This is a genomic window from Pseudomonas sp. URIL14HWK12:I12 (genome assembly GCF_003097135.1).
Classification (GTDB): domain Bacteria; phylum Pseudomonadota; class Gammaproteobacteria; order Pseudomonadales; family Pseudomonadaceae; genus Aquipseudomonas.
Map to the genome: position 1 here is coordinate 1,410,514 of NZ_QEQL01000001.1, position 17,829 is coordinate 1,428,342.

At 62.3% G+C, this 17,829-nt stretch carries 16 protein-coding genes; 1 reads left to right on the top strand and 15 read right to left on the bottom strand.

Going from position 1 to position 17,829, the window contains the following annotated elements; genetic code table 11:
- Positions 1-125 precede the first annotated feature (125 nt).
- From F474_RS06610 to F474_RS06635, 6 genes are read right to left on the bottom strand one after another with little or no spacing between them, the layout of a single operon-like run.
- Positions 126-764 carry a protein-L-isoaspartate(D-aspartate) O-methyltransferase gene (locus tag F474_RS06610; protein ID WP_165830272.1) on the bottom strand — a complete coding sequence of 213 codons (639 nt, stop codon included), beginning with the start codon at positions 762-764 and terminating at the stop codon, positions 126-128.
- Positions 765-799: 35 nt separating this feature from the next.
- The gene (gene surE, locus F474_RS06615; RefSeq protein WP_097083353.1) at positions 800-1,549 is read right to left on the bottom strand and encodes a 5'/3'-nucleotidase SurE; all 750 of its coding nucleotides are present in this window, start codon (positions 1,547-1,549) and stop codon (positions 800-802) included.
- The gene (gene truD, locus F474_RS06620) at positions 1,537-2,595 is read right to left on the bottom strand and encodes a tRNA pseudouridine(13) synthase TruD (RefSeq protein WP_097083352.1); all 1,059 of its coding nucleotides are present in this window, start codon (positions 2,593-2,595) and stop codon (positions 1,537-1,539) included. The genes surE and truD overlap by 13 nt, the downstream gene beginning before the upstream one ends.
- Positions 2,592-3,065, bottom strand: coding sequence for a 2-C-methyl-D-erythritol 2,4-cyclodiphosphate synthase (gene ispF / locus F474_RS06625; protein ID WP_097083351.1), 474 nt, complete (start codon positions 3,063-3,065; stop codon positions 2,592-2,594). The genes truD and ispF overlap by 4 nt, the downstream gene beginning before the upstream one ends.
- Before the next feature lie 60 nt (positions 3,066-3,125).
- Positions 3,126-3,968 carry an S-formylglutathione hydrolase gene (gene fghA, locus F474_RS06630; protein WP_097083350.1) on the bottom strand — a complete coding sequence of 281 codons (843 nt, stop codon included), beginning with the start codon at positions 3,966-3,968 and terminating at the stop codon, positions 3,126-3,128.
- A gap of 11 nt (positions 3,969-3,979) precedes the next feature.
- A complete protein-coding gene (locus F474_RS06635; RefSeq protein WP_097083349.1) occupies positions 3,980-5,092 on the bottom strand; it encodes an S-(hydroxymethyl)glutathione dehydrogenase/class III alcohol dehydrogenase in 1,113 nt (370 codons plus the stop codon).
- A gap of 110 nt (positions 5,093-5,202) precedes the next feature.
- On the opposite strand from F474_RS06635, the gene F474_RS06640 reads away from it, so the two are divergent.
- Positions 5,203-6,105, top strand: coding sequence for a LysR substrate-binding domain-containing protein (locus F474_RS06640; protein WP_097083348.1), 903 nt, complete (start codon positions 5,203-5,205; stop codon positions 6,103-6,105).
- Here the strand turns inward: F474_RS06640 and ispD are convergent.
- The 9 genes from ispD to rnhB form a co-directional block, all read right to left on the bottom strand.
- Entirely contained in the window at positions 6,095-6,790 is a 696-nt protein-coding gene (ispD, locus tag F474_RS06645; protein WP_097083347.1) for a 2-C-methyl-D-erythritol 4-phosphate cytidylyltransferase, read from the bottom strand. The genes F474_RS06640 and ispD overlap by 11 nt on opposite strands.
- Positions 6,787-7,065 (bottom strand): cell division protein FtsB, encoded by a 279-nt coding sequence (gene ftsB / locus F474_RS06650; RefSeq protein ID WP_097083346.1) that lies wholly within the window; start codon positions 7,063-7,065, stop codon positions 6,787-6,789. Before ftsB ends, ispD begins: the two co-directional genes overlap by 4 nt.
- A 124-nt stretch (positions 7,066-7,189) precedes the next feature.
- Positions 7,190-8,479: a phosphopyruvate hydratase gene (gene eno / locus F474_RS06655; RefSeq protein WP_097083345.1), complete on the bottom strand. Its 1,290-nt coding sequence runs from the start codon at positions 8,477-8,479 to the stop codon at positions 7,190-7,192.
- Between the two features lie 131 nt (positions 8,480-8,610).
- Positions 8,611-9,456: a 3-deoxy-8-phosphooctulonate synthase gene (gene kdsA / locus F474_RS06660; RefSeq protein ID WP_097083344.1), complete on the bottom strand. Its 846-nt coding sequence runs from the start codon at positions 9,454-9,456 to the stop codon at positions 8,611-8,613.
- A gap of 2 nt (positions 9,457-9,458) precedes the next feature.
- Complete coding sequence (locus F474_RS06665; RefSeq protein WP_097083343.1) at positions 9,459-11,087, bottom strand: CTP synthase; 1,629 nt, start codon at positions 11,085-11,087, stop codon at positions 9,459-9,461.
- Positions 11,088-11,226: 139 nt separating this feature from the next.
- Positions 11,227-12,525: a tRNA lysidine(34) synthetase TilS gene (gene tilS, locus F474_RS06670; RefSeq protein ID WP_097083342.1), complete on the bottom strand. Its 1,299-nt coding sequence runs from the start codon at positions 12,523-12,525 to the stop codon at positions 11,227-11,229.
- A gap of 25 nt (positions 12,526-12,550) precedes the next feature.
- The gene (locus tag F474_RS06675) at positions 12,551-13,498 is read right to left on the bottom strand and encodes an acetyl-CoA carboxylase carboxyltransferase subunit alpha (protein ID WP_097083341.1); all 948 of its coding nucleotides are present in this window, start codon (positions 13,496-13,498) and stop codon (positions 12,551-12,553) included.
- Positions 13,499-13,594: 96 nt separating this feature from the next.
- Positions 13,595-17,110: a DNA polymerase III subunit alpha gene (dnaE, locus tag F474_RS06680; protein WP_097083340.1), complete on the bottom strand. Its 3,516-nt coding sequence runs from the start codon at positions 17,108-17,110 to the stop codon at positions 13,595-13,597.
- 64 nt (positions 17,111-17,174) lie between these two features.
- The gene (gene rnhB / locus F474_RS06685) at positions 17,175-17,822 is read right to left on the bottom strand and encodes a ribonuclease HII (RefSeq protein ID WP_165830273.1); all 648 of its coding nucleotides are present in this window, start codon (positions 17,820-17,822) and stop codon (positions 17,175-17,177) included.
- Positions 17,823-17,829: the final 7 nt, after the last annotated feature.

Consider the following 17,829-nt stretch of genomic DNA (forward strand, 5'->3'; position numbering starts at 1 on the left):
AAAGTGCCGGCATTATAACCGAGCGGTGTGATGCTACGGGCAGCGTCGTGTAATAACTTCACAGCAAAGTGAGGCTAGGCGACCTTGCGCGCCAGTTCTGACCGGTTCATGCGACGGGAATTCCCCTAGGCGAGCGGGCCATTGAGCAAGGGCACGAAGCGCACGGCACCCAACGGATGCCGAGTGAAGCTGCCGTCTTCTTCCCGGATAATCAACAACAGCTGCTGCAATTCACCAGCACCCACCGGGATGACCATACGCCCACCGGGGGCAAGCTGGTCGAGCAGGGCCTGAGGAACGTCAGCAGCGACGGCCGTGACAATGATGCCGTTGTAGGGTGCCAATGCCTGCCACCCCTCCCAGCCATCGCCCCAGCGGAACACTACGTTTCGCAGGTTCAGCGCCTGCAGGCGTTCCTTGGCCCGATCCTGTAATACCTTGATGCGCTCGACCGAAAATACTCGCTCTACCAGTTGTGCCAGCACCGCCGTTTGATAGCCCGAACCGGTACCGATCTCCAGCACCTTGTCTAACGGGCCTGCCGCCAGTAACAGCTCGCTCATGCGTGCCACCATCCAGGGTTGCGAGATGGTCTGGTTATTGCCAATCGGAAGCGCCGTATTCTCGTAGGCGCGATGCGCCAAGGCCTCATCGACGAACAGATGCCGCGGGATACGCCGGATGACATCCAGTACTCGTCCGTCGGAGATCCCTTCCTCGTGCAGGCGCTGGATCAGCCGCTCACGAGTCCGTTGCGAGGTCATGCCGATTCCATGGTGCATCTCGTCGCGCCCTCGCATCAGTCAAGCGCCTCCAGCCACCCGGCCATGGCTTCGAAAGCCGGGTTGAAGGTGCGATCGAGCTGCATGGGCGTGACCGACACATACCCTTGCATCACTGCATGGAAATCGGTGCCCTCACCAGCGTCTTCGGCGTCGCCGGCTGCAGCGATCCAGTAGCCTCCCTTGCCCCTCGGATCGACCACGTAAGTGGGCGGCGCAGCCTTGTTGCGGTGGCCCAGGCGCGTCAGGCGCACACCGCGGATGCGGTCGATCGGCAGGTTGGGAATGTTGACGTTGATCACCGTACGTGGCGGCAGCGAAAGGGACGCGTGTGCCTTAAGCAAACGGCGCGCATACCAAGCGGCGCTTGCCAGGTGTTCCGACTGGCGCGAGACCAGCGAGAAGGCCCAGGACACGCCACCCAGGAAACGGCCTTCCAGGGCGGCGGCGACGGTGCCGGAATAGATCACGTCGTCACCCAGGTTCGCCCCCAGATTGATTCCCGAGACCACCACTTCAGGGGTTGGCTCCAGCAAACCGTTGATACCCAGATGGACGCAGTCGGTCGGCGTGCCATCAAGGCTGATGAAGCCGTTTTCCAGCGTGCGGGGGTGCAGTGGCCGGTCGATGGTCAGGGCGCTCCCACAGCCGCTCCTGTCCTGGTCGGGCGCAATCACCGAGCACTGGGCGAAATCCGCCAGCGCGCCATGAAGCGCGGCGATGCCGGGGGCGATTACCCCGTCGTCGTTGGAAATCAGAATACGCATGGGCTGTCCGTCTGCCCCGCTTCCGTCTCGAACAGTTCGCGCACCACGGCGGTGGCGAAACACCCGGAAGGCAGGACGAAATCCAGTTGCAGAATGTCAGGCACGGGATAATGCCACGACAGGCGGCCAATGGGCAGCCGCAGAATGCGACGTTCGTGTGCCAGGCCCGCCTGTGCAAGCCACTGACACAGCAAAGGCTGCTGCGCACCCACTGCTGCCTCAAGCGAATCGGCGTGGCCAGCGACCGGGCTTGGCCCCTCCCCCCAGAGAGGCCCTGTAGGGTGCAGGTCAAGTTGGGCGAGGCGCGGGTCGGAACATTCGGCAAGCCCAGCGGGGAAAAAGCTTCGGCTGTCGGTAAAAGCCAGCAGGTCGCCTTCATGTGCTTGTTGCCAGGAGCCATCGGCAACGCGCGCCGCCAGCACCTGATTGAACAGCCACGAGCGCGCCGTCGAGAGCAGGCGCGAACGTACATTACGTTGCTCGGGCAACTTGCCACCGGCGGCATAATGGAGGGCCTGCTCCACGTTGCCTCCTTGATGGCCAAAGCGTTGCAGGCCGAAATAATTAGGCACGCCCTGCTCACGCAATTGGCAAAGCCTAGCCTCCACCTGCTCCGAAGGGGCACTGATATCACGCAGCCGCAAGCGAAAACCGTTCGCTGAATGGGCGCCGCGCTGAAGTTTGCGGCGATGGCGCTTGCACTCCAGAACCCGCAGTGCGTCGCTTTGCGCGCCAGCCAGGTCAGGGTCGGCTTTACCAGGCAGATGCAGGCTGAACCACTGGCGCGTCAGCGCCTGGCGATCCTTGAGCCCGGCGTAACTGACCAGTTTGAGCGGCACACCAGCCGCCCGCGCCAGCCGCCTGGCCGCCTCTTCGGTGTTGAGCTCACGTTTTTCGACCCACAGCCACAGGTGCTCACCCTCTCCATCGAGTGGGATATCGAGCACTTCATCGACCTGAAAATCCTCGGCAGTCGCCTTGAGTGTCGCACGCCCCAGCACATCGCCGTGTGCTCGCGCCCCGAGCAGGAGATCGTTATCGATCATGCCGGTTGCAACAGCGCTACGGCATGCACCGCGATGCCTTCCTCACGGCCGGTAAAGCCGAGCTTTTCGGTGGTGGTGGCTTTGACGTTCACCTGGTCGAGCGTCACGCCCAGGTCTTGGGCGATGCGCTCGCGCATCAGCTCGATGTGAGGGGCCATTTTGGGCGCCTGGGCAATGATCGTGGCATCGACATTACCGACTTGCCAGCCCTTGCTGCGCACCAGCGCCATCACGTGGCGAAGCAACGCGCGGCTGTCGGCACCCTTGAATTGCGGATCGGTGTCGGGAAAGTGGCGGCCAATATCGCCCAGCGCCACGGCGCCCAACAACGCATCGCTCAGCGCGTGCAATAGCACATCCCCGTCGGAATGGGCGACCAGCCCGCGAGTGTAGGGAACCTGCACCCCACCCAAGGTGACGAAGTCGCCCTCGCCAAACCGGTGCACATCGTAGCCATGGCCTATACGCATGAAAGAAAACGCCCTGATGAAGACAGGGCGTGGATTCTACCTGCTTTGCTCAAGACGTGCTCAGCGCAAGGCCTGCGCATGGTGGCGCAGGTGATCATCGATGAAGCTTGCGATGAAGTAATAGCTGTGGTCATACCCTGGCTGCAAACGCAGCGTCAGCGGATGGCCCACAGCTTTGGCCGCCTGCGCCAGCGCCTCGGGCTTGAGCTGTTTCTCCAGAAAATCATCGCGATCGCCTTGATCAACCAGCAAAGGCAGGCGCTCTTGTGCGTTTTCCAGCAACACGCAAGCATCCCATTCACGCCATTTGGCGCGCTCTTCGCCCAGGTAGCGGCTGAAGGCCTTTTCACCCCAGGGGCATTCCATCGGGTGGGTAATCGGTGAAAACGCCGACACTGACCGATAGCGCCCCGGGTTGCGCAGTGCGCACACCAGAGCGCCATGCCCGCCCATCGAATGGCCGCTGATACTGCGCGCGTCCGACGCCGGAAAGTGCGCTTCGACCAACGCAGGCAGCTCATGAACCACGTAGTCGTGCATGCGATAGTGCTGGCTCCACGGGGCCTGGGTAGCGTTCAGGTAGAAACCTGCGCCCAGGCCGAAATCCCAGGCGCCGTCTGGGTCGTCCGGGACATCAGCGCCGCGGGGGCTGGTGTCCGGCGCAACGATGATCAGACCCAGCTCGGCGGCCAACCGCTGGGCGCCGGCCTTCTGCATGAAGTTTTCATCGGTGCAGGTCAGGCCCGAGAGCCAGTACAGGACCGGCAGCTTGCCGCCCTGCTCGGCCTGCGGTGGAAGGTACACCGCGAAGACCATGTCGCAACCGAGCGTTTCGGAGCGGTGCTTGTAACGTTTGTGCCAGCCACCGAAGCTTTTCTGGCACGACAGGTTTTCAAGGCTCATGGCACCCCCTATCAAAAGTGGATCACGCTGCGGATGCTCTTGCCTTCATGCATCAGGTCAAAGGCCTTGTTGATGTCTTCCAGGCCCATGGTGTGGGTGATGAAGGTATCCAGCGGGATCTCGCCCTTGTCGGCCATTTCCACATAGCTGGGCAACTCGGTACGGCCACGCACGCCGCCAAAGGCGGTACCGCGCCAGACGCGGCCAGTCACCAACTGGAACGGGCGCGTGGAGATTTCCTGGCCGGCACCGGCCACGCCGATGATCACCGACTCCCCCCAGCCCTTGTGGCAGCACTCCAGCGCCGCACGCATCAATGCAGGCACACCTACGCACTCGAAGGAGAAGTCCACGCCGCCATCGGTCAGGTCGACGATCACTTCCTGGATGGGGCGATCGTAGTCCTTGGGGTTCACGCAGTCGGTGGCGCCCAGTTGGCGGGCGATTTCGAACTTGGCCGGGTTGATGTCCACCGCAATGATACGGCTGGCTTTGGCCTTGACCGCGCCGATGATGGCCGATAGGCCAATGCCGCCCAGACCGAATACTGCCACGGTATCACCGGGCTTGACCTTGGCCGTGTTGAGCACCGCACCAATACCGGTAGTCACGCCGCAGCCCAGCAGGCAGACCTTTTCCAGAGGGGCTTCTTTCTGAATGCGCGCCACGGAAATTTCGGGCAGCACCGTGTATTCGGAAAAGGTCGAGGTTCCCATGTAGTGGAACAGGGTCTGGCCTTTGTAGGAAAAGCGCGACGTGCCGTCTGGCATCAGGCCTTTGCCTTGGGTGGCACGGATGGCCTGGCAAAGGTTGGTTTTGCCCGAGAGGCAGAATTTGCATTGGCGGCATTCGGGGGTATAGAGCGGGATGACGTGATCACCCACGGCAACGGAGGTCACACCCTCACCGACTGCCTCGACGATCGCGCCGCCCTCGTGGCCCAGGATCGATGGGAAGATGCCCTCAGGATCAGCACCGGACAATGTATAGGCATCGGTATGGCACACGCCGCTGGCGACCACCCGTAGCAGCACCTCGCCAGCCTTGGGCATTGCCACGTCCACTTCAACGATTTCCAGAGGCTTTTTCGCTTCGAACGCGACGGCGGCACGAGACTTGATCATCTAGAGAGGCTCCCTATTCACTGTAAAGATAGGGCCCGAGTGTAATTCAGCCAGTTTTGATGAATAATCCGACGCACGACAAAACATTATTGCCATGCAGGGATAATCACGTGCCAACACATCGGTGGGATGGTATCGACGAATTCGTCGCGGTAGCCGAAGCCAGCCAGTTCACCGCCGCCGCCGACCGCCTGGGGGTGTCGTCTTCGCACATCAGCCGGCAGGTGGCACAGCTCGAAGAACGGCTGCAGACCCGCCTGTTCTACCGCAGCACCCGGCGGGTGACGCTGACCGAGGCCGGGATGGCGTTTCTGCACCATTGCCAACGCCTGCAGGATGGCCGCGATGAAGCACTCAGGGCGATCCACGACCTAGGCAGCGAGCCGAAGGGGCTGCTGCGCCTGACCTGCGCCGTGGCATACGGGGAGCGCTTCATCGTACCGCTGCTCAATGACTTCATGGCGCGCTATCCGCAGATCCGCCTCGATGTAGAGCTGAGTAATCGCACCCTGGACATCGTGCACGAGGGCCTGGACCTGGCCATCCGCCTGGGCCGCCTGAGCGAGTCAAGGCTGGTCGCTGCACGGCTGGCGCCCCGCCGGATGTATGTGTGCGCCTCGCCTGAATACCTGAGCCATTATGGCCGCCCCCACAGCGTATCGGAGTTGGCCCGGCACAATTGCCTGATCGGCAGCACCGACCAATGGCCACTGTTCGTGGAGGGGCGGGAATTCAACCAGCGCGTTCAAGGTAACTGGCGCTGCAACAGCGGCCAGGCAGTGCTCGACGCGGCGCTCAAGGGCATGGGCCTGTGCCAGCTACCTGACTATTACGTCTTGGAACACCTGCACAGTGGTGCGCTGATCTCTCTTCTGGAGAGCTATCAGCCGCCAAACACGGCAGTGTGGGCGCTCTACCCTCAACAACGCCACCTGTCGCCAAAAGTGCGAGGGCTGGTCGATCACCTGCGCGCTGGCCTGGCCAACCGCCCGGAATACCGCGCTATCGCTTGAGCTGGGCCAGCCAGGCTAGGTCTTCGGGGCGAGTAACCTTGATATTGTCGGCGCGGCCCTCGACTAGGCGCGGGAACTGCCCAGCCCACTCCATGGCCGAGGCGTCATCAGTCACGGCAACGCCTGCGACCATGGCATCGGCCAGCGCCCGCTGAAGTGGGCCGAGCCGAAACATCTGCGGGGTATAGGCCTGCCACACCACACTGCGGTCGATGGTCTGTTGTGCGCGCCCATCGGCGTCGGCACGCTTGAGCGTGTCACGGGCGGGCACGGCGAGCAGCCCACCCACCGCATCGTCTGCAAGCGCTGTTAGCAGGTGGTCAAGATCGCTGCGTGCCAGGTTCGGCCGCGCGGCATCATGCACCAATACCCAGTCTTGATCGCCTGCACCCTGAGCACTGAGTTGTAACAGTGCACTGAGTACCGAGTCGGCCCGCTCTGCACCGCCCGGGGCACGTTGCACGCGTGGATCGTGCGCACAAGGCAGCGCCGGCCAGAAGGGGTCGTCCTCGGCGAGGCTCACGACAACACCCTTCAAGGCAGGGTGATCGAGAAAACAGGCCAGCGTATGTTCGATCAGGGTGCGCCCTGCCAACGGCAGGTATTGCTTGGGCCGGTCGGCGGCCATGCGCGCGCCCACCCCGGCAGCGGGAATCACTGCCCAGAATTCGGGATAAGGTGTCATTGGGTGATTTGGTAGAGGGTCTCGCCGTTCTTGACCATGCCCAGTTCGTGACGGGCGCGCTCTTCGACGGTTTCAGTACCTTTTTTCAACTCGACGACTTCGGCGTCCAGCACACGGTTACGCTCCAGCAAACGTTCGTTTTCCGCTTGCTGGTCGGCGATCTGCTGCTTCAGCTCGGCGGCCTGCTTGAAGCTGCCATTGCCAAGCCACAGGCGATGTTGCAACCCAGCCAGCGCCGCGATCAAGATCAGAAACAACCAGTAGTGACTGCGCATCGAAAATGTCCAGTGTTGAGGCGACCGACTCCAGATAGCATCGAGCCTGGCACGGGGCCAGGCTCGGGGAGCCGGGGCAGCCGACCTTCATCGGTAACCCTGGCGCCTTTTTACCATCTTCGGATCAGCCGCGAAACTCGGCCCGACCACGGTACTGCGCCTTGCCGCCCAACTGCTCTTCGATACGCAACAGTTGGTTGTACTTGGAGACGCGATCGGAACGGCACAGCGAACCGGTCTTGATCTGGCCAGCGGCAGTCCCTACAGCAAGGTCTGCGATGGTGGAGTCTTCGGTTTCACCGGAGCGGTGCGAGATCACAGCAGTGTAACCTGCTGCCTTGGCCATCTGGATGGCCTCCAGGGTCTCGGTCAGGCTGCCGATTTGGTTGAACTTGATCAGGATCGAGTTGGCGATCTTCTTGTCGATGCCCTCTTTCAGGATCTTGGTGTTGGTCACGAACAGGTCGTCACCGACCAGCTGCACCTTGCTGCCGATCTTGTCGGTCAGCACCTTCCAGCCCGCCCAGTCCGATTCGTCCATGCCATCTTCGATGGAGATGATGGGGAACTGCTCGGTCAGGCCGGCCAGGTAGGTGGCGAAACCTTCGGCGTCGAACGCTTTGCCTTCGCCGGCCAGGTCGTATTTACCGCCTTTGTAGAACTCGCTCGAAGCGCAGTCCAAGGCCAGGGTCACGTCGTCGCCCAAGGTGTAGCCGGCATTGGCCACGGCTTCAGCGATAGCCGACAGCGCTTCGGCATTGGAGCCAAGGTTCGGAGCGAAGCCGCCTTCATCACCCACCGAAGTGCTCAGGCCCTTGGCCTTGAGCACGGCCTTGAGGTGGTGGAAGATTTCGGCGCCCATGCGCAGCGCGTCGGCGAAGGTTTTCGCACCGACCGGCTGCACCATGAACTCCTGGATATCGACGTTGTTGTCGGCGTGCTCGCCGCCGTTGATGATGTTCATCATCGGAACGGGCATCGAGTACTGGCCTGGGGTACCGTTGAGGTTGGCGATGTGCGCGTACAGTGGCAGGTCGAGGTCTTGGGCGGCGGCCTTGGCGGCAGCCAGCGAGACGGCCAGGATGGCGTTGGCGCCCAATTTGCCTTTGTTTTCAGTACCGTCGAGCTCGATCATGGCGCGATCGAGGGCTTTTTGCTCGGCAGGGTCTTTGCCCAGCAGCAGGTCGCGGATCGGGCCATTGATGTTGGCTACCGCCTTGAGCACACCTTTGCCCAGGTAACGGCTCTTGTCGCCGTCACGCAGCTCCAGCGCTTCGCGGGAGCCGGTCGAGGCGCCAGAGGGTGCGCAAGCGCTGCCGATGATGCCGTTGTCGAGGATGACATCGGCCTCCACAGTAGGGTTGCCACGCGAATCCAGAACCTCACGGCCTTTGATCTCGACGATTTTTGCCATTGTTGTAAGCACTCCAGTATTTGGACGAAATACGACGCAACGGATGAAATTTCAGGCGCCAGGGGACGGCAGCCGCCCCGGCTGGGCGATGTACGAATACAACGATGCCCGGCGAACCGGGCATTGTCGGGTCAGGCGGTTTCTATGATCGGAAAACCTTTGACCAGTTCATCCAGCGCCTTGAGTTGAGCCAGAAATGGCTCCAGCTTGTCCAGGCGCAGGGCACATGGGCCATCGCACTTGGCGTTGTCCGGATCGGGATGGGCCTCCAGGAACAGCCCTGCCAACCCCTGGCTGATGCCTGCGCGGGCCAGCTCGGTAACCTGCGCACGGCGCCCCCCGGCCGAGTCGGCCCGGCCACCGGGCATCTGCAGCGAATGGGTGACATCGAAGAAGACCGGGTAGCCCATCTGCTTCATGATGCCAAAGCCCAGCATGTCGACCACCAGGTTGTTGTAGCCGAAGCTGGAGCCGCGTTCGCACAGAATAAGCTGCTCGTTGCCCGCCTCCTCGCACTTGGTGAGGATATGCTTCATTTCCTGAGGGGCAAGGAACTGCGCCTTCTTGATATTGATGACCGCGTTGGTCTTCGCCATCGCGACCACCAGGTCGGTCTGGCGCGACAGGAAGGCAGGCAACTGGATGATGTCGCACACCTCTGCTACCGGCGCTGCCTGATGTGGCTCGTGCACGTCGGTGATCAGTGGCACATTGAAGGTCTTCTTGATTTCTTCGAAGATCTTCAGGCCTTCCTCCAGCCCCGGCCCGCGATAGGAATTGACCGAGGAACGGTTGGCCTTGTCGAAGCTGGCCTTGAACACGTAGGGGATGCCGAGCTTTTCGGTGACCTTGACGTACGCCTCGCACACTTGCATGGCCATGTCACGGGATTCAAGCACGTTCATGCCGCCGAACAGTGCCATGGGCTTGTCGTTGGCCAGCTCGATGCTGCCGACACGAATGGTTTTCTGAGTCATGTTCAGCCCTTAGCGCGCTGTGCCAGCGCTGCCTTGACGAAGCCGCTGAACAGCGGGTGGCCATCGCGCGGAGTCGAAGTGAATTCAGGGTGGAACTGGCAGGCCACGAACCAGGGGTGATCCTTGCCTTCCACCACTTCGACCAGCGCACCGTCACCGGAGCGACCCGAGACCACCAGGCCCGCGTCCAGCAGTTGCGGCAGCAGGTTGTTGTTTACCTCGTAGCGGTGGCGATGGCGCTCGACGATAACGTCCTTGCCATAGCAATCGTGCACCTTGGAGCCTGCGTGCAGCTGGCACTCCTGAGCGCCAAGGCGCATGGTCCCGCCCAGGTCGGAAGCTTCGGTGCGCGTCTCGACCGCGCCAGTGGCGTCGGCCCATTCGGTGATCAGGCCCACCACTGGGTGCGCACTGTTGCGTTCGAACTCGGTGGAGTTGGCATCGGCCCAGCCCACCACGTTACGGGCGAACTCGATCACCGCCACCTGCATACCCAGGCAGATGCCCAGGTACGGCACTTTGTTCTCGCGGGCGAACTGCACCGCCTTGATCTTGCCTTCCACACCCCGCAGGCCGAAGCCGCCCGGAACCAGAATCGCGTCGACGCCCTCGAGCAGGCCGGTGCCTTGGTTCTCGATGTCTTCGGAGTCGATGTATCGCAGGTTGACCTTGGTGCGGTTCTGGATGCCGGCGTGGCTCATGGCCTCGATCAGCGACTTGTACGCATCCAGCAACTCCATGTACTTGCCGACCATCGCGATGGTGACTTCGTGCTCGGGGTTGAGCTTGGCGTCGATGACTTTGTCCCATTCGGACAGATCGGCACCGCCGCACTGCAGGCCAAAACGTTCGACGACGAAGTCATCCAGCCCCTGGGCATGCAGCACGCCGGGGATCTTGTAGATGGTGTCGACGTCTTCCAAAGAGATTACGGCACGCTCTTCGACGTTGGTGAACAGCGCGATCTTGCGGCGCGACGAGCTGTCGACAGCGTGATCGGAACGGCAGATGAGCACATCAGGCTGCAGGCCGATCGAGCGCAGCTCCTTGACCGAGTGCTGAGTAGGCTTGGTCTTGGTTTCGCCGGCGGTGGCGATGTAGGGCACCAGGGTCAGGTGCATCAGCATCGCGCGCTTGGCGCCGACCTCGACCCGCAACTGGCGGATCGCTTCGAGGAAGGGTTGCGACTCGATGTCGCCCACGGTACCGCCAATCTCAACCAGCGCAACATCGGCGTCACCGGCACCCTTGATGATGCGGCGCTTGATCTCGTCGGTGATGTGCGGGATGACCTGGATGGTCGCGCCCAGATAGTCGCCCCGGCGTTCCTTGCGCAGTACGTGCTCGTAGACGCGGCCGGTGGTGAAGTTGTTGTTCTGGGTCATGGTGGTGCGGATGAACCGCTCGTAGTGGCCCAGGTCGAGGTCGGTTTCGGCGCCGTCGTGGGTCACGAAGACCTCACCATGCTGGAACGGGCTCATTGTGCCGGGGTCGACGTTGATGTACGGGTCCAGCTTGAGCATGGTGACCTTCAGCCCCCGCGCCTCCAGGATGGCCGCCAATGATGCCGACGCAATGCCTTTCCCCAAAGAAGAAACAACACCGCCCGTGACGAAGATGTAGCGCGTCATGAAAAACCCTAGAAGTCTGCGTTAAAGCGGCCTTGGCCGCCCGGGAAAGCGAAGGAGAATCGCCAGCTGCCGGTGCCCTGAGGGGCGTGCCGGAAGCTGTATCAAGAAGGGAGGGTAGTCTACCGGAACTGCCCTTTCATCACAAACACTGCGCGTTCGTCGGCGGCCGCCAGCGCAATAGCGGGCCCTGCCCCGCTTCCAACGCGAACTCCGCTACCGCCACCAGTTGCTCATCGGCGAACAGCAGCGGCCAGCGACTGCGTGCGAATGCTGGCACCCCACGTTCCTGCAACCAACGCTTGAGGTCCCGGCGGCCGCGCCCTGGCAGTGTGAGCACCTCCCCTCCACGGCGATAGCGCACCTGCAATGCCCCGGCCGGCACCTGGGCAAGCATGACCTGGCCATTGCCCGGCAGCGACAGGGGCTGGTGCGGAGCGAGCCAGTGCACGGAAGCGAGCGGCACCGCGCTCAACCAGGGCTCCGCCAGCCACCAAAGGTGGTCGCCGCTGCGTCGCAGTTCGCCACCTTCCAGGCGCCAAGCTGGCTCACCTGCCAGCCGCGCATCCCGAAGGTCTTCCCAGCCCTTCCAGTGTCGGGCGTCTGGCAGCCGTGTCAGTGGTTCGAGAAAACGCCTGAGTGCATTGCGCTGGCGAGCCGGGGACAACGCCTGCAGCGGTGCCAGGGCGAGGCTGGGCAATCCAAGCCAAGTGAACGCAGACGGTGTTGCGTCGGCCAGGTCCTGCGCTGCCAGCTCGCCCAGCAACTCATTCGCCTCGGCCAGGTGACCGGCCGCCTGAGCAATGCGCGCCTGCGCCGCTGGCCAGCGCTGGGTCAACTCGGGCAGGATTCGATGGCGCAGGAAATTACGATCGGCGTCGGTCTGCGCATTGGTCGGGTCTTCGACCCACTCCAACCTGTGGACCCGCGCGTAGGCCTCCAAGTCTCGGCGTGACAGTTCCAGCAGCGGCCGAAGCAAGGTACCTGCACCCAGTGGGCGCTGGCGGCTCATGCCACTCAGCCCCTTGGCCCCAGCCCCCCGCAACAAGCGAAACAGCACGGTTTCGGCTTGATCGTCGCGGTGATGCCCCAGTAGCAGGACCTCGCCCTCAGAAAGCTCGCTTGCGAAGGCTTGATGGCGCGCCTGGCGCGCTTGCGCTTCGAGGCTGGCACCGCTGGCCACCTGCACCGGCACTACGCACAACGGCACGCCCAACCCATGGCACAGCCGCTCGCAATGGGCGGGCCAGGCATTGGCTACGGTTTGAAGACCATGATGAACATGCACTGCGCGTAAGGGTGGCAGTGCGTGCTGGCAAGCGAGACCGCTCAGAAGATGCAGCAGGACAGTGGAGTCCAGGCCGCCAGAGAAACCCACTACCCAGCCTGGCGCGCTGCGCCAGGGGGCCAATGTCTCGAGCAGGGCATCGGCCAGGTTCATCTCCGGGCCCCGCTCAGGTACTGCCTCAGACGCCGTAGCTCATCAGCCGCTGGTAGCGACGGTCGAGCAGGCTGGGCATGTCCATCGCCTTGAGCATGTCGAGCTGCTCGATCAGCGAGTCGCTGATGCTTGCCGAAGCTTCGGCAACATTGCGGTGCGCACCGCCCAGGGGCTCTGAAATAACCTTGTCGACAATGCCCAGGCCCTTGAGCCGCTCGGCGGTAATTCCCATGGCTTCGGCCGCGTCGGACGCACGCTCGGCGGTTTTCCAGAGAATCGAAGCGCAGCCTTCCGGGGAAATTACCGAGTAGGTGGAGTACTGCAGCATGTTCAGCTGGTCGCATACGCCGATCGCCAGGGCACCGCCAGAACCACCTTCACCGATGACGGTGGCGATGATGGGGGTTTTCAGGCGAGCCATCACACGCAGGTTCCAGGCGATGGCCTCGGACTGATTGCGCTCCTCGGCATCGATGCCTGGGTAGGCGCCCGGCGTATCGATGAAGGTGAGAATCGGCATCTTGAAGCGCTCGGCCATTTCCATCAGGCGGCAGGCCTTGCGGTAGCCTTCGGGGCGCGGCATGCCGAAATTGCGGCGCACCTTTTCGCGCACCTCGCGGCCTTTTTGGTGGCCGATGACCATCACCGGTTTACCGTCCAAACGAGCAGTACCACCTACGATGGCCGCGTCGTCGGAGAAATGGCGGTCGCCGTGCAGCTCTTCGAATTCGGTGAAGATGTGATCGAGGTAATCCAGGGTGTAGGGGCGGCGCGGGTGGCGGGCCAAACGCGCGATCTGCCAGCTGGTCAGGTTGCCGAAAATGCTTTCGGTCAGCGTGCTGCTTTTCTCCTGCAGCCGCGAGATTTCGTCACTGATGTTCAGTGAATTGTCATTACCAACGAGACGCAGCTCTTCGATCTTGGCTTGCAGGTCCGCGATGGGCTGTTCGAAATCCAGAAAATTCGGGTTCATAGCTTTCCGTCTTGGGTCGACGGCCTGGCGGCCGGTTGATCCGTTTGGCGCCATACCATACGTAAATGGCGCCTTGAGGTCGAGATAAAATCTTGGTTAACGATACTGGAGGAAGACGTTCTCCCGCCCGAACTGGTCACGCAGTGCCTGAATCAGTGCGTCGGCCGGGTCTATCCGCCAGCTTTCGCCCAGTTGCAAAACGGCCTTGGCGTCGCTGCCGGTGTAGTCGACGGTCACCGGGCAGGCGCCGCGATGGCGCTGCAGGGTTTCGCCCAGCCAGCCCATGTGCCGCGCAAGCTCGGTGCCTGCCACTTTTACTCGCAGGCTCTCGGCCAACTGGGTGCGTGCCTCCTCGATGGTCATGACCCGCTTGACGCGCAGGCGCAGGCCGCCAGAGAAGTCATCGTTACTCACCTCCCCTTCGATGACCACTACCGCATCGTTTTGCAGCAGGTGCTGGGCCCCGGCGAACGCATCGGCAAACAGCGAGGCCTCGATACGGCCGGAGCGATCATCGAGCGTGATGAAGCCCATCTTGTCGCCCTTCTTGTTCTTCATCACCCGCATGGCAACGATCATTCCGGCGATGGTCTGGGTATCGCGTGCCGGTTTGAGGTCAACGATGCGCTGGCGGGCGAAGCGTCGTACTTCGGCTTCGTATTCGTCGATAGGGTGGCCGGTGAGGTAAAGGCCGAGGGTGTCCTTCTCGCCCTTGAGCCGCTCTTTGAGCGCCAGGGGCCGAGCCTTGCGATAGCTGGCATAGACGTCGACGTCTTCAGCTTCGAACAGCCCGCCGAACAGGTCGACATGGCCGCTGTCATGGCTGCGCGCGGTTTGCTCTGCCGACTTGATGGCCTCTTCCATGGCGGCGAGCAGTGTGGCGCGGTTCTGGTCCACCGTCGCCTGGTAGGCCTTGAGCTCATCGTTGAAAAACGGGCCAAGGCGGTCGAGCGCACCGCTGCGAACCAGCGCATCGAGGGTGCGCTTGTTGATGCGCTTGAGGTCGACACGGCTGCAGAAGTCGAACAGGTCCTTGAACGGCCCGCTGGCGCGCGCCTCGACGATCGCTTCGACCGGGCCTTCGCCCACTCCCTTGATCGCCCCCAGGCCATACACGATGCGCCCGTCCAGGTTCACGGTGAACTTGAACTCCGACATGTTCACGTCCGGGGTGTCCAGGCGCAGCTTCATGCTGCGCACTTCCTCGATCAGGGTCACGACCTTGTCGGTGTTGTGCATATCCGCCGACAGCACCGCCGCCATGAATGCTGCCGGGTGATGGGCCTTGAGCCAGGCGGTTTGGTAAGACACCAGGCCATAGGCGGCGGAGTGGGACTTGTTGAAGCCGTAACCTGCGAACTTTTCTACCAGGTCGAAGATGTTGCCCGAGAGCGTCGGGTCGATATTGTTGGCCGTGCAGCCCTCGATGAACGCCCCTCGCTGCTTGGCCATTTCCTCGGGCTTTTTCTTGCCCATGGCACGGCGCAGCATGTCGGCACCGCCGAGGGTGTACCCGGCCATCACCTGGGCAATCTGCATCACCTGCTCTTGGTAGAGGATGATGCCGTAGGTGGGCGCCAGCACTGGCTGGAGGCCTTCGTATTGGTAATCCGGATGGGGCCAGGCAAGCTCGGCACGGCCATGCTTGCGGTTGATGAAGTCGTCGACCATGCCCGATTGCAACGGGCCCGGGCGGAACAGCGCCACCAGTGCGATGAGGTCTTCCAGGCAGTCGGGCTTGAGCTTTTTGATCAGCTCTTTCATGCCACGCGACTCGAGCTGGAATACGGCCGTGGTTTCGGCTTTTTGCAGCAGTGCGTAGGTGGGCTTGTCGTCCAGCGGAATATGGGCGATATCCACCGGCGTTTCGCCGGTTTTTGCGCAATCCCGGTTGATGGTTTCAAGGGCCCAGTCAATGATCGTCAGGGTGCGCAGGCCAAGGAAGTCGAACTTGACCAGGCCGGCTGCTTCGACGTCGTCCTTGTCGAACTGGGTGACCAGGCCATCGCCAAACTCATCGCAATAAATAGGCGAGAAGTCAGTGAGCTTGGTAGGGGCAATGACCACGCCGCCGGCGTGTTTGCCGACGTTGCGCACAACCCCTTCGAGCTTGAGCGCCATGCTCCAGATTTCGGCGGCTTCCTCATCACTGGCGAGGAAGTCGCGGAGCATTTCCTCCTGCTCATGGGCCTTTTCAAGCGTCATGCCGACTTCGAATGGAATCATCTTGGACAGCCGATCGGCCAGGCCGAAGGACTTGCCCTGCGCCCTTGCCACGTCACGCACCACCGCCTTGGCCGCCATCGAGCCGAAGGTGATGATCTGGCTTACCGCGTTGCGCCCGTATTTGTCAGCGACGTAGTCGATGACCCGATCTCGCCCATCCATGCAGAAGTCGACATCGAAGTCGGGCATCGATACCCGTTCGGGGTTCAGGAACCGTTCGAACAGCAGGTCGTATTCCAGCGGGTCCAGGTCGGTGATTTTGAGCACATAGGCAACCAGCGAGCCGGCGCCCGAACCTCGCCCTGGCCCTACCGGCACGCCGTTGTTCTTGGCCCACTGGATGAAGTCCATCACGATCAGGAAGTAACCGGGAAACCCCATCTGCAGGATGATGTCGATCTCGAAGTTCAAACGGTCGACATACACCTGCCTGCGCTGCTCGTAGTTTTCCGAATCAGGTGGCAACACCACAGCCAACCGCTCTTCGAGGCCATCGAAGGACACCTTGCGGAAGAACTCGTCGATGGTCATGCCATCGGGGATTGGGTAGTCAGGCAGAAAGTGCTTGCCCAGCTTGACGTCGATGTTGCAGCGCTTAGCAATCTCGACGGTGTTTTCCAGCGCCTCGGGCAGGTCGCTGAACAGCTCGGCCATTTCCTCGGGGCTCTTGAGGTACTGTTGGTCGCTGTAGCCACGATTGCGGCGCGGGTCGTCCAGGGCCCGGCCTTCGCCGATGCACACACGGGTCTCATGAGCCTCGAAATCCTCGGCCTTGAGAAAACGCACGTCATTGGTGGCCACCAGCGGCGCGCCATGGCGATCAGCGAGCGCCACCGCGGCATGCAGGTACTCCTCATCACCGGCTCGGTTGGTGCGCTGAACCTCGACGTAGAAGCGGCCTGGGAAAGTTTCCATCCAGCCGGTGAGCAAGGCATCTGCTTCGGCCGGGTTGTTGCCCATCAGCGCCTGCCCGATATCCCCTTCCTTGGCGCCCGACAACGCGATGACGCCACCCGAAGCCTCGGTGATCCAATGCCGCTGCAGCACAACCAGGCCATCCCGCTGACCTTCCATGAACCCTCGGGAAATCAGCTCGGTGATGTTGCGGTAGCCCTCGGCATTCATTGCAAGCAGGCTGATCCGGGACAATGGTGCATCGGCGTCCTTGCCGGCCAGGTACAGGTCTGCGCCGCAGATGGGCTTGATACCCGCCCCCATGGCCGCCTTGTAGAACTTGACCAGGGAGCACATGTTCGACTGGTCGGTGACCGCCACTGCAGGCATGCCCATGCCAGCCAGCGCCTTGACCAGCGGCTTGATCCTGACCAGGCCATCGACCAAGGAATATTCGGTATGAAGGCGCAGATGAACGAAAGAGACCGACATGCTGATCCTGTCTGTGACGATGAGCGAAAGGTGCCATTGTACCGGCAGCGAGTGCTGCCGGCGATCAGGCGGGCAACGCTGCCAGGTTGATCAGGCCGCCACGAGCTTCGAGGGCGGCGCGCACAGGCGCGAAAGACTGCCGGTGAATGGGCGTCGCACCCAGGCGAGCCAGGGCTTCGAGATGAACCGGTGTCGGGTAGCCCTTGTGGCTTGCAATGCCATACCCAGGGTAGAGACGTTCCAGCTCAGCCATCTCGCGATCGCGGCTAACCTTGGCCAGGATCGAGGCCGCAGCAATCGCCGGCACCTTTGAGTCACCCTGCACTACCGCCGAGGCCGGCATGGCCAGGCGCGGGCAGCGGTTGCCGTCAATCAGCGCCAGGCGCGGAGAAACGTGCAGCCCCTCTACCGCGCGCTGCATGGCCAACAGGGTAGCGTGCAGGATATTGAGGGTGTCGATCTCTGCCACGTCGGCGCGGGCGATGCACCAACTCAATGCCTTCTCGCGGATTTCATCGTACAGCGCCTCACGGCGCGCCTGGCTGAGCTTCTTGGAGTCATTCAGGCCATGAATCGGGCGAGCCGGGTCGAGAATTACTGCTGCGGTGACCACTGGGCCGCACAACGGCCCACGCCCAACCTCGTCGACGCCTGCCACATATTCTTCGACGAGCTCGAAATCTAGCCCCATCTGAAGTTGCCTGGATGCCATGCTGGGC